The organism is Syntrophobacterales bacterium, assembly GCA_019429105.1.
Lineage (GTDB): Bacteria > Desulfobacterota > Syntrophia > Syntrophales > UBA5619 > DYTH01.
This window is the reverse complement of the sequence record JAHYJE010000058.1, coordinates 1-11,867: the sequence shown is the minus strand read 5'-3', so window position 1 is coordinate 11,867 and position 11,867 is coordinate 1. Positions and strand designations below refer to the sequence as shown.

Annotated in this window: 10 protein-coding genes; 6 read left to right on the top strand and 4 right to left on the bottom strand. The window is 50.9% G+C overall.

Annotated features, from left to right (window positions below):
- Positions 1–384: 384 nt before the first annotated feature.
- The 5 genes from K0B01_13780 to K0B01_13760 are packed head-to-tail and all read left to right on the top strand — an operon-like array spanning position 385 to position 4,769.
- Positions 385–579 carry a hypothetical protein gene (locus tag K0B01_13780; GenBank protein ID MBW6487210.1) on the top strand — a complete coding sequence of 65 codons (195 nt, stop codon included), beginning with the start codon at positions 385–387 and terminating at the stop codon, positions 577–579.
- Between the two features lie 4 nt (positions 580–583).
- On the top strand, positions 584–811 hold the full coding sequence (locus K0B01_13775; GenBank protein ID MBW6487209.1) for a hypothetical protein: 228 nt from the start codon (positions 584–586) through the stop codon (positions 809–811).
- Positions 812–850: 39 nt separating this feature from the next.
- On the top strand, positions 851–2,335 hold the full coding sequence (locus K0B01_13770; GenBank protein MBW6487208.1) for a transglutaminase-like domain-containing protein: 1,485 nt from the start codon (positions 851–853) through the stop codon (positions 2,333–2,335).
- Positions 2,332–3,075 carry an ABC transporter ATP-binding protein gene (locus tag K0B01_13765; protein ID MBW6487207.1) on the top strand — a complete coding sequence of 248 codons (744 nt, stop codon included), beginning with the start codon at positions 2,332–2,334 and terminating at the stop codon, positions 3,073–3,075. The genes K0B01_13770 and K0B01_13765 overlap by 4 nt, the downstream gene beginning before the upstream one ends.
- Positions 3,072–4,769, top strand: a complete 1,698-nt coding sequence (locus K0B01_13760) for a hypothetical protein (protein ID MBW6487206.1) — start codon at positions 3,072–3,074, stop codon at positions 4,767–4,769. The genes K0B01_13765 and K0B01_13760 overlap by 4 nt, the downstream gene beginning before the upstream one ends.
- A gap of 16 nt (positions 4,770–4,785) precedes the next feature.
- Here the strand turns inward: K0B01_13760 and K0B01_13755 are convergent, their stop codons facing one another.
- Positions 4,786–5,559 (bottom strand): C40 family peptidase, encoded by a 774-nt coding sequence (locus K0B01_13755; protein MBW6487205.1) that lies wholly within the window; start codon positions 5,557–5,559, stop codon positions 4,786–4,788.
- Between the two features lie 274 nt (positions 5,560–5,833).
- Between K0B01_13755 and K0B01_13750 the strand changes: the two genes are divergently transcribed.
- A complete protein-coding gene (locus tag K0B01_13750) occupies positions 5,834–7,804 on the top strand; it encodes a fused ferrous iron transport protein A/B (protein ID MBW6487204.1) in 1,971 nt (656 codons plus the stop codon).
- Between the two features lie 55 nt (positions 7,805–7,859).
- Here the strand turns inward: K0B01_13750 and hemW are convergent, their stop codons facing one another.
- Genes hemW through K0B01_13735 form a run of 3 tightly spaced genes read right to left on the bottom strand, consistent with a single transcriptional unit; the run spans position 7,860 to position 11,512 of the window.
- On the bottom strand, positions 7,860–8,978 hold the full coding sequence (gene hemW / locus K0B01_13745) for a radical SAM family heme chaperone HemW (GenBank protein ID MBW6487203.1): 1,119 nt from the start codon (positions 8,976–8,978) through the stop codon (positions 7,860–7,862).
- Positions 8,979–8,980: 2 nt separating this feature from the next.
- Positions 8,981–10,777: a translation elongation factor 4 gene (gene lepA, locus K0B01_13740; GenBank protein MBW6487202.1), complete on the bottom strand. Its 1,797-nt coding sequence runs from the start codon at positions 10,775–10,777 to the stop codon at positions 8,981–8,983.
- A gap of 60 nt (positions 10,778–10,837) precedes the next feature.
- Positions 10,838–11,512, bottom strand: coding sequence for an adenylate kinase (locus tag K0B01_13735; protein ID MBW6487201.1), 675 nt, complete (start codon positions 11,510–11,512; stop codon positions 10,838–10,840).
- Positions 11,513–11,867 lie beyond the last annotated feature (355 nt).

The following is an 11,867-nucleotide window of genomic DNA, read 5'->3' as shown; positions in this document are numbered from 1 at the left end:
TTGTAGCATGTCTTTAACCTCGTTGGTTTGGTATTTATGGCGTCTTGACAACACATATATATCTGAATCAACGGGGTTTTTCAATGTATTTCTCTTGCAATATCCACTTTAATCGCGGATTTTGGGTCTTCAGGGTAAAAAAAAGGGTTGACGCAAATCCTCCCCGCTCAGCCGCGCCTTACGCAATATTTTGCGGCCAATATTTGCTTGACACAAAAGTCTGTTGCCGGTTATCCTGATCGCGTAAAAAACGCTGTCGTATCAATAAAAGATATTGATTTTACTTGAAAAAATGCTTCAAATACTGCGATTTTTGTAAAGGCAAAGGTGCAGGCGGCCAGATTGACACTCCGGAGGCTGCCCAACCAGATTTGAGGGCAAGAAGTGACCGATCAAAATATTATCCAGAAGCTTGTTTTTACCATCGATGAAATCGCTCTTTCCGAATTCAGGGAGTGGCTTTTTAGTCCCGGCATGTTGTTTCAGGCTGCGGGCAAGTGGTGGGGAAACAAAGGTCTTCGCGACAGACGACATGAGGGGCTCGATCTGCTGCTGTACAAGGATGGTGAAAAGAGGTGACGTCATGGCCTCCGTCGCAGGACCGAACAGGTCATCTATCGCCATGAAACCCCATTTGCACATTACGGTCGCCAGGACTAATATGGCCATTTGTTACGAGAGACTCAACTGGGAGATCATTGGCGCATCGGACATGCTTACACTGCTTGATCCGCTGATTTTCATTGGCTCTCCCTATCGCATTCTCGGGGATGATGACCCTGCCGACCACTTCCTGGCGATTTGCGATTGATTCAAATCTCCGATCGGCGAAAGACAAGCAGGCTTAATAATGAAAAAATCAGGCGCTAAATGGCGGTATTACGGTACCGGAGGAGGGGTGATCCTGCTCTTTTTGATACTGCTGTTTTTTCGCCTGGGTATTCCGGATAAAATTTTTAGAGGGTTGGAGAAGCAGACGCATGTCACTGATATATCCCTCTCAAGCGGCGAAGTCTGGATGGAGATAACCCAAAATCAGCAAAAAATAGGTTATGCCTTGCGGCGGCGGGTGCAAACGGAGAAGGGGAGTGAATTTTCCGAGGATATCTTCATGAAAGTCAATACCATGGGGGTCATCCAGCCGGTCACTATTCACACCCAGGCGAATCTCAAGCCGGGAGGCGAGCTGTCCGGTTTTCAGTTCGCCCTTGGCTCGAGCCTGTTTAAATTTGCCGCTGAGGGAACGATTGAAAATGGCAAAATGTCGGTTCGTATGGGCGATGACAACAAAGAGAGGGTTCTTCCGCTCCCGGCGCCCGTCTATTTAGGAGGCTCTGTAATCGCGGCCGCCGGGCGCGGAGAGCTGAAACAGGGTGAGCAGAGAAGCTTTCCGTTGTTTGATCCAGCCTCTTTGTCCAGCCGGGAGGTTAAGATAACGTCCCTCGGGGAAGATAAACTGACGGTCAGGGGAAAGGCAGTTTCGGCAAGAAAGCTGGCTCTTGATTTCATGGGGATGAAACAGGTTGCCTGGGTTTCTCCTGATGGGGTTGTCCTGCGCGAAGAGGGGATACTGGGGATCGTATTGCAGGAGGTTTCAAAAAAGGAGGCGCTATCCGGTCTTGATGACGCGGCCGGTTCCGATTTCACCGCTGCCGCCGCAATCCCTGTGTCCCCGCCGATTGATGACGCCCCCGGCTTAAAGATATTAACCGTTCGTCTTCATAATCTTCCCGCCGGACATTTTCTGCTTGAGGGCGGGCGCCAGACATACCGTGATGGACTTCTGACCGTTCATCACGAGAAAGAGCTCAAGCAGATGTACCCATTTCCAGGTGTGTCGGAAAATCCTGATCTTTATCTGAAAGAGGCGCCGTTTATTGAGGCGGATAATCTGAAAATACGGCGTAAGGTTTCCGAAATTGTCGCTGCCTCCGCTGACGAGATGACGAAAGCTGAGAAACTGGTAAGATGGCTGCATAAAAGCATTGCCAAGCGGCCGGTTCTTTCTGTGCCGGACGCATTGCAAACACTGGAAAACATGGTCGGAGACTGCAACGAGCATGCAGTTTTACTGGCGGCGATGGGAAGGGCGGCCGGACTGCCGACGGAAATCGAAACAGGTCTGGTTTACATGCGCGGCAGTTTCTTCTTTCATGCCTGGAATGTTTTCTATATAAAAAAAATGGGCGGCTGGGTCACCGCGGATGCCACTCTCGGCCAGATGCCTGCGGATGTGACGCATTTGCGTTTTGCCCGTGGTTCGCTTGAGAAGCAAATGGACATGACTGGTCTGATCGGGAGATTGAAATTGGAGATTGTGAGAATGGAAAGATGATCGAACTGACAAATCTGACAAAAAGCTATGGGCGCAACCTGGCCGTTGACCATTTGAACCTGACCGTAGAGAAGGGGGAGCTCTTTGGCTTTATCGGGCCCAACGGCGCCGGCAAGACGACCACCCTGCGCATGATGGCGGGAATCCTCGGCGCAACAGAAGGAACCATCGCAATTGCCGGGATCGATGTTGCGCAATATCCTGAAAAAGCAAAGAAAATCATAGGATTTATTCCGGACAGGCCCTTTCTCTACGAGAAGCTGACCGGGAGGGAGTTCATGGGTTTTATCGGCGATCTCTACGGAGTTGCCGAAGAGGACTTTCCGGAAAGGGTTAATGAGCTCCTGCAGAATTTTTCCCTCTACGACTGGGGCGATTATCTCATCGAGGCATATTCGCATGGGATGAAGCAGCGGCTTATCATCGCCTCGGCGCTTTTGCACAAACCGGAAATAATTATCGTTGATGAACCGATGGTAGGTCTGGACCCGGCCGGGATCAGAATGGTCAAGACCATCTTCCGGGGCCTGGCCGCAAACGGCGTTACCGTTTTTATGTCCACCCATACGCTGGAGATAGCAGAGGATCTCTGCGACCGGATCGGGATTATCCACCAGGGCCGTATGATCGCCCTCGGAACTACCGGTGATTTAAGGGGAACCGCCCGCCTGAACGAGGGGGATCTGGAGGAGGTATTTCTCCGGCTTACCCAAAAAAGCGAAGGGGAAGGGGCTTCATGAAAGAGATATGGCTGTTGCTTCTGCCGCGCTGCCTCTCTTTCAAAAACGAGGGCATTTCCCGGAACGGGGGAAACCGTCGCCGGCGGATGCTGATTTTTACCTTTATTGGCATCCTCTTCTGGACAGGCGTGTTCATTGCTTTTTATCGAGTACTGACATATTTTCGAGGCATCGAGGAATTCGGCGATATACTTGCCCAGAAGTTGCTTTCGATGGTGATCATGACCATCTTCTCGCTGCTTGTCTTCAGCGGCATAGTCGTTTCCCTCTCCAAACTCTACCTGAGTCGCGACCTTATTCTTGTGCATTCTCTGCCGGTAAAACGCGAAAAGATCTTCCTCGCGCGCTGGATAGAAAGCGTCATCGACAGTTCCTGGATGGCGCTTTTCTTCAGCATGCCGGTTTTTCTTTCGTATGGCATTGTTTATAAGGCGCATGCATTTTATTATCTGACGGCAGGCATGACGATGATCTCACTTTGCATCACCGCCTCGGCGCTAGGAGTCTTTCTGGTATTGATGGCAGCTTATATTCTTCCCGCCGGGAGAATTCGCGCTCTTTTCGTTTTCCTGGGGCTGCTTTTTGTCGTCGCGCTGATCGTGGCCTTTCGTCTGATGCGCCCGGAAAGGCTGGTTAATCCGGAGAGCTTCGCCAGTCTTATTTTGTATTTGAAGGAGATGCAAACAGCCGGCTCGCCGTTCCTGCCGACAACCTGGGCATTTGACAGCCTGACAATGGCGCTGGAAAATCTAAAAGGGAAGGCCCTTTTTCATCTAACTCTCTGCTGGAGCTGTGCGGGGGCGCTTTACTTTATCGTCAAATGGACGGCTGGGGTTGTTTATTTTAGCGGATATACAAAGGCGCAGACAGCGTCGGCAAGGCTTCTTGTCCACAAAACGGTTATCTCTCCCCGGCGTCAGCGACTCTTCGGAATGATTGCCAGACCCGTCCGGGCGATGGCAGTAAAGGAAGTCCGGACCTTTTTCCGCGACCAGACTCAGTGGACGCAGCTTTTTTTGATCGCGGCCCTGATTATTATCTATCTTTACAACTTTTCCGTTTTGCCGGTAAATCAGGCAAAAATCCGAACGGTGTACGTACAGAACATATTCGCTTTTTTGAACATGGGACTGGCAGCCTTCGTTCTGACGGCAATAGCGGCCAGATTTGTTTATCCGGCTGTGATTTGCGAGGGAGATGCCTTCTGGATCATCAGGGCGGCGCCCGTTGAACTACGCAAGTTTCTCTGGGTGAAATTCCTGGTATATTACATTCCGCTGGCAGTGCTCAGCGAGTTTCTTATCGTTATCTCGAATATTTTTCTTCAAGTCGAGACCTTTATGATGGTTTTATCGGTTGCGACAATTTTTCTTGTGACCCCGGGGATTATTGCTCTAGGAATAGGACTCGGCGCTGCATACAATGATTTTCATTCCGAAAATCCCGCTCAGTCGGTCACCAGTTTTGGCGGACTGCTGTTTATGCTGATTTCCGCCGGGTTTATCGCGGCGGTAATTATCCTTGAAGCGGGGCCCGTCTATCAGTATTTTATGGCTGACATTCAGGGCAGAAGACTTGCCGTCCTGCAATGGGTATGGCTGGCAGGCTCCTTCTGCATGGTCTCACTGATCTGCGTGCTGACGGTCATTCTGCCTATGCATCTCGGCGAAAGGCGCCTGAACCTGAATGGCTGATCAGGCGAGTTGCCGCTTAGGTGGCATTATCGCTTGCCTTCAGGCGAACGGCTCTTTTATAATGGTTTTTATAGTAAGAAGAATTGAGGCTGTCCACGCGGACTCCCTTGTTTTGTGAGGCAGCATGGACAAATTTATCTCCGCCGATGTAAATGCCGACATGACCAATCCTGCTATTTTCATTGAAGAAGATAAGATCCCCTTCCACCAGGTTGCTCTTGGCAACTTCGATGCCGACATGGGATTGTTCGGCAGCCGTTCGCGGAAGATCAATGCCGAACAGCGAATATATTTTCTTGACAAAACCGGAGCAGTCTATCCCCCGGACAGAATATCCGCCTAAACGATAGGGGGCGCCGAGGAAGGCAAGCGCCACCTTGACCAGCATTTGCTGTTCATCAGGTGTTTTCCATTCGCCCAGCAGTTTCTTTTTTTCGTTATCGCCAAGAACCGCTTCGTTCTTTTCAGAGAGGTCGGACAGAGCGGCAAGATTGATATCCTCTTTTTTAACAGAGTAAAACTCGGCTTTTTTCTTTGGGGACGGATTGGCAGTTTCCAGTTCCGCTTTGGCAGATGGTATAATCAAAGTCTGATTTAGATTGAGTTTGCTGTTTTTCAGATGGTTGGTCTCTTTAAGGGCAGTTACTGTGACGGCGTTTTTCTCGGCGATTGCCGATAGGGTGTCGCCGCGCTGGACCTTATATTGCTGCTTGGCAAGGGCATTTCCGGATAACAAAATTAACGCAAAGAGGATGCCCAGTGCAATCCGTGGCAAATCAATCCATTTCATAAATATCCCTTTCTGCCGATTCCAAGTCGCTGCTATTTATTAATGTTGCTGATATTTTCAACTCATTGTCATAGATATGCTTAAACGGTTTGTCCGCTTCTATCGAAATTATGAAATAAAGTCAAATTAATTTTATAAGACATGTTCAAACCCGGCCTGGCAACCGCCGCTAAAAACTCCTTGACAGCAAGTGCGGCTGAGGATAGAACCCGCACAGGAAGGATAAGGTCAAGTTGCAACTATTGTACAAATTCATTTTAAAAGGGGCGGCATTATGAATCCCGTGGATGTGGCTACGCTCCTTTCGCTGCGTGAAAATGAAACGGCCCAAATAATAGAGATCCAGGGCGGAGCGCTCCTGGAAACAAAACTCAAAGCCATGGGTCTTTACAAGGGCAGGAATATCGTGAAGCGTTCGCCTGCCGATTCCAATGGACCCTCCATTGTTGAAGTTATGGGGACAAGCCTCGCTTTGGGTCAGGGCATGGCGTCCCAGATTATTGTAAAAATAAAACCGCGCAAGTTGATGCTGGCGGGCAATCCCAATGTCGGTAAGAGCGTCGTTTTTGCCCGTCTGACTGGACTCGAGGTCATTTCTTCAAATTACCCGGGTACAACCGTTGAATATACCTCCGGGCACACTGTTTTGGCCGGAGAGCGTTTCACCATTATCGATGTGCCGGGGGCTTACAGTCATCAGGCGACAAACAAGGCGGAGGAGGTCGCTTCCGGTTTGCTTGCCGGCGAAGACAAGTCCCTTATTCTAAACGTAGTCGATGCCACCAATCTGGAACGTAATCTTTTTTATACGCTTGAGCTATCTTCACTGGGCGTCCCCATCATCATCCTGCTGAACAAGTGGGATATAGCCAATACTCACGGTGTGAACATCGACACAGCCATTCTGCAAAAACACCTGGGGATAAGGGTTATTCCTTTTGTGGCGACGACCGGAGAGGGGATCGCCGAGCTGAAAGCCGCCATGGATGATTTTAAAAAGGGGCTATTGTCTCTGCCCGCCCAGCCTCCCGAAAACGCCGACGACCGCTGGAAATTGATTGGACGCATCACGGCCGAATGTCAAAAAATAACCCACCGGCATGCCACATTCCTTGAAAAAATGCAGGATGCAACCTCGCGTCCTGCGACTGGGCTTCCCATTGCCGCCCTGGTCATGTTCGCCGTTTTTCTGATAATACGCAATGTTGGAGAAGGACTTATAAATTATCTTCTCGACCCGCTTTTTACCGGGGCGTGGATGCCGTTTTTAAAAACGTCTCTGGGAGGCCTCGGCGACGGATTTCTTAAAACCATGCTTCTGGGCGCTACCCCGGAACCGATGCAATCATTCGGCCTTTTGACAACCGGCCTCTACCTGCCATTCGTGACGGTCCTTCCCTATATTGTCTCCTTCTATTTTGTCCTCAGCCTGTTAGAGGATGTCGGTTATCTTCCGAGACTGGCGGTTCTTCTCGACAGTTATCTGCACCATATTGGCCTGCACGGTTATGGCACGGTCCCGCTTATGCTCGGGTTGGGTTGCAAGGTGCCGGCAATCCTGGCGACAAGGGTCCTGGAAACGCCTCGCGAACGGGTTATAGCGACGGCGCTGACATTGACTCTGGCCCCCTGCATGCCCCAGACGGCGATGATCTTCAGTCTGCTTTCCCCTTATCCGCTAAAATACACCTTCGTTGTTTTTCTTTCGATAGCCTTTGTGGGAATCGTCAGCTCGTATATTCTCAGCCGGATGCTGAAAGGGGAGACGCCGGAGCTGTTTATCGAGATTCCCCCTTACCAGATTCCGACCGCTTCCATTCTGGGAAGGAAATTGTACCTCCGCCTGAAGGATTTCATAATCGATGCGGTGCCGATGATCATCCTGGGAGTGCTGATAGTTGGCCTGCTGGAGACGGCCGGTTTGCTCAATGGTCTGGCGCAGTTTTTCAAGCCTGTGGTAACGGGCATGCTCGGGTTGCCGCCGGAAACTGTTTCCGTCTTGACGCTTGGTTTCCTCCGCAAGGATGTATCCATTGCCCTGCTTGTTCCCTTTAATCTTGCCCCCGGCGCCATCGTGGTTGCAAGTGTCCTGCTGACCCTTTACATGCCCTGTATGGCGAGTTTCATGGTTTCCATCAGGGAATTGGGGATCAAAAAATCGGCTCTGGTATTTTGCATCAATCTTACCGCCGCGGTTATTTTTTCGATCTTGCTGAATTTATTTTTCCGTTTGATAAACTGGTAACCTTTCGTTATCCGGGATGCGGAGCTGGCTGCGCGAATGGTCGTCTCGCGCCGCCCTAAATCAGTGCGAGACTGTCAGCAACGGCCAGGCCTTGGCGCGTCGGTTTTAGAAAACCACGGCTTAGCTTAACGAAACCACCAGCGATGAGCTGATCTATCGCAGTTTTTTTTTCTTTTAGCAAATCCTGACCGTAGCGAACGCAAAACTCCTCCAGACATATTCCCCGCCGGGTCCTGAATCCCAGAAAGAGGGCCTCCAGGCGGAGCTTTTCCGGGTCGAGTGCTTCTCGCTGGGCTACGGGCAATCGTCCGGCCGTGAGCTCTTCGATGTAGGTGCGGACGGCGGCGTGGTTCCAGTATCGTTCAGTCCCCGAAAAAGAATGGGCGGAGGGCCCTAACCCGAGAGATGGATTGTGGTTCCAGTATTTTTGATTATGGCGCGATTCTCTGCCCGGAAGGGCGAAATTGGAGACCTCGTACTGGAGATACCCCGCTTTTTCGAGCAGTTCGGCAGTGCAAAAAAAGAATTCGGCCTGCAATTGCTCGTCGGGAAGGGTGATTTCGCCCTTTGCCATTGCACACGCCATAGGCGTTCCTTCCTCCACGGTCAACTGGTAGCAGGATAGATGCTCGGGATGGAGCCAGACAGCCTGCTGGAGCGTTTTCTCCCATCCCCTTATGTCTTGCCCGGGGATGCCATAGATCAGATCGAGGGAGACGTTCTCAAATCCGGCCTCTTTTGCAGACTTTACAGCGGTCTTTGCCTGCCCGGCCCGATGGCGTCTGCCCAGAAAAGCAAGGAGGTCATCGTTGAAGGATTGAACGCCGATACTTAGCCGGTTCACTCCGCTTTCATAAAGAACCTGCAACAGATCGTCTGTTGTATCGGCGGGGTTTGTTTCGACGGTGATCTCGGCCCCCTCGGAAATACTGAAGTTTTTCCGGGCATCCCTGATAAGGCTTGCAATTTGCCGGGGCGAAAGGACGGAAGGGGTGCCGCCGCCTATATAGAAGGTGTCGAAAGTTGCCACCCAGTTTTTGTAATGATCCATTTCCCGGCAAAGGGCAGCAAGGTAGCCTTCGATCAAGGAGGTTTGGGTTGTGGAGTAAAAACCACAGTAGTGGCACTTGCTCAAGCAAAAAGGAACATGAATGTACAGCCCGGGCGACCGCACTTTTATTCCGTATCTGATTTCAATACGGCGAGGAAGGCGCTTTGCGGAATACTCACATTGCCGATCATCTTCATCCGTTTTTTGCCCTTCTTCTGCTTTTCGAGAAGCTTTCTCTTCCGGGAAATATCGCCGCCATAACACTTCGCAATTACGTCCTTGCGAAATGCGGAGATAGTCGTTCGGGAGATAACCTCGCCGCCGATTGCCCCCTGAATCGCTATTTTGAACATCTGCCGGGGGATTTCCTCCTTGAGCCGCTCGCATGCCTGAAGACCGCGGGAACGGGCCCGTTCCCTGTGGACGATTTGCGACAGCGCATCCACCTTTTCCCCGTTCACTAGAATATCGAGCAACACGAGGCTGCTTTCCCGATAGTCGATTATATCATAGTCAAAAGAACCGTATCCCTGGGTGATGGACTTGAAACGGTCATAGAAATCGAAGATTACCTCGGCAAGCGGCATCTCGTAGGTAAGCTCGGCGCGCCCGGGGTTCGGATAGCTCAGGGTTGAGTTGACGCCCCTTTTTTCCATGCAGAGCTTCATGACGACGCCCAGATAACGCTCCGGCAGCATCAGGGCTGCCCGTATGTAGGGTTCCTCCGCTTTCATAATGGACAACTGATCGGGATAATGTGCGGGATTGTCAACAAATAATACTGTGCCGTCCTTTAGGGTGAACCGGAACCGGACACTGGGGACGGAGATGATAATAGACAGGTCGAATTCCCTCTCCAGACGTTCCTGGACGATATCGAGGTGGAGAAGCCCCAGAAAGCCGCACCGGAACCCCTGTCCCAAGGCGGTGGATGAATCTTTTTCGTAGATGAAAGAGGCATCGTTGAGTTTGAATTTATCAAGGGAATCGGAAAGATCCGAGTAATCGTCGGCGGCAATCGGATAAATAGAAGCGAAAACAACAGGTTTCACCTCCTTGAATCCGGGCAGCGGTTTTGCGCAGGGACGGTTTTCCAGCGTTATCGTGTCGCCGGTGCGCACATCCGAGACCGTCTTCACACCGGCAATTATGTAACCCACATCCCCAGCGTTGAGACTCTCCCTTTTCTCGCGCTGCAGGAGGAAATGGCCGACCTCTTCCACCCTGTAGGAGGCATTGTTATAAAAAAAGCGAATGACATCGCCTGCCTTTACGGTTCCATTGAAGATCCGGCAATGGACCACCGTTCCCCGGAAGGGGTCATATTTGGCGTCAAAGATCAAGGCCGCGAGCGGCGCTTCCGGATCGCCCTGTGGCGGAGGGACCCGCGTCACGATGGCTTCCAGGATCTCCTCGATGCCGATTGCCATTTTTGCTGAACATTTCAGGTGGTCGGTCGCATCCAGCCCCAGTTCCGATTCGATCTGCTCGATTACCCTGTCCACATCCGCGGACGGCAGGTCTATCTTGTTGATGACTACGATTATCTCCAGATTGTGTTCCATGGCCAGATAGAGGTTGGCCAGGGTCTGGGCCTGCACCCCTTGCGCGGCGTCGATGAGCAGCAAGACCCCTTCGCAGGAGGCCAGCGAGCGCGACACTTCATAGCTGAAATCCACGTGACCAGGGGTATCGATCAGATTAAGCGTATAATCGATGCCGTTCTTGGCCCGGTAGGGCAAAGAAACTACCTGGCTTTTGATCGTAATTCCCCGCTCGCGTTCTATGTCCATATTGTCGAGTATCTGATCCTGAAAATTGCGATCCTCGACAATGCCGGTAAACTGGATAAGCCGGTCGGCAAGGGTTGACTTGCCGTGGTCAATGTGAGCTATAATGCTGAAATTTCTTATTTTGTCCATTATATGTGCATAGTGTCCCTGTTTAGTTGCGGTGCCTTGCGACTTTCAGGAAACGCTCCCTCAGGCGAGTCTGGCTATGAGCGACCGAGAGACTTCCTCTACGCCGGGCGCTCCGTCAACTTCTATTAAAGTAGTGAGACTCCGGAAATAATTGACCGCGGCAAGCGTTCCCGTTTTCTTGTCGTAGTAGATGTCGTGACGTCTGTCGATTGCCGCCTCGTCCTGATCATCGGCCCGGATGCCCAATTGGTCGGAGCCGCAGACGCGGCAATGTAATTTTCCCTCCTTTTCGAGGGGTTTTATCGCGTCAATGAAGATATTGTTGGGGTGATTGTTGTCAACCGCGCAAATACGACGTCCCATGATCCGTTTCTTGGCGATCTCGCGGGGAAGGACTATTTCGATAACATAATTGAGTTTTATTCCGGCTTCATTCAAGGCATTTGCAAGGGCTTTGGCCTGGGTCAGATTGCGGGGAAAGCCGTCGAGCAGCCACCCGTTTTTGCAATCGCTTTCCTGCAGACGATTGAGGATCATCGGGACGGTTATCTCATCGGGCACCAACTCGCCCCGTTCAATAAATTCCTTGGCTCTGTTGCCCATATCTGTCTTTTTCTTGATATTCTCCCGAAAAATGACCCCTGTTTCTATGTGCAAAACGGTGAACTTTTTTTTGATCAAAGCGCCCTGGGTTCCCTTGCCGCTTCCATTAGGTCCAAAAATCAGCATGTTCATGGTATCACACCCCCTGTTTGATAATATTTTGTTGCTGCTTGATACTTTTTGTAGAGTTAAAAGGCACTCAATTTTGCCTACCCCAACACTGCGGAGTCAAGAAGATGGTCGCCACTTTTGCAGGGGCAGCTTGAGAGCAGAACAGGTAAGTTGCCTGAAAAACAGTGGGACATTAGTTCAAGACGGAAAAAATGTCAAGGAGGAACAAGTATCCCAAAATCCGCGATTGTGCCACCACCGATAAAAAATGAACCCATTTTGTCTTTTTTAGTGAACCCGTCAAAAGTTGTAGGTTTTGGGGTTGAGGTGATTAATACCGCCGTATCGGGAAGGGCCAAATAAGGGCTACGGTCTG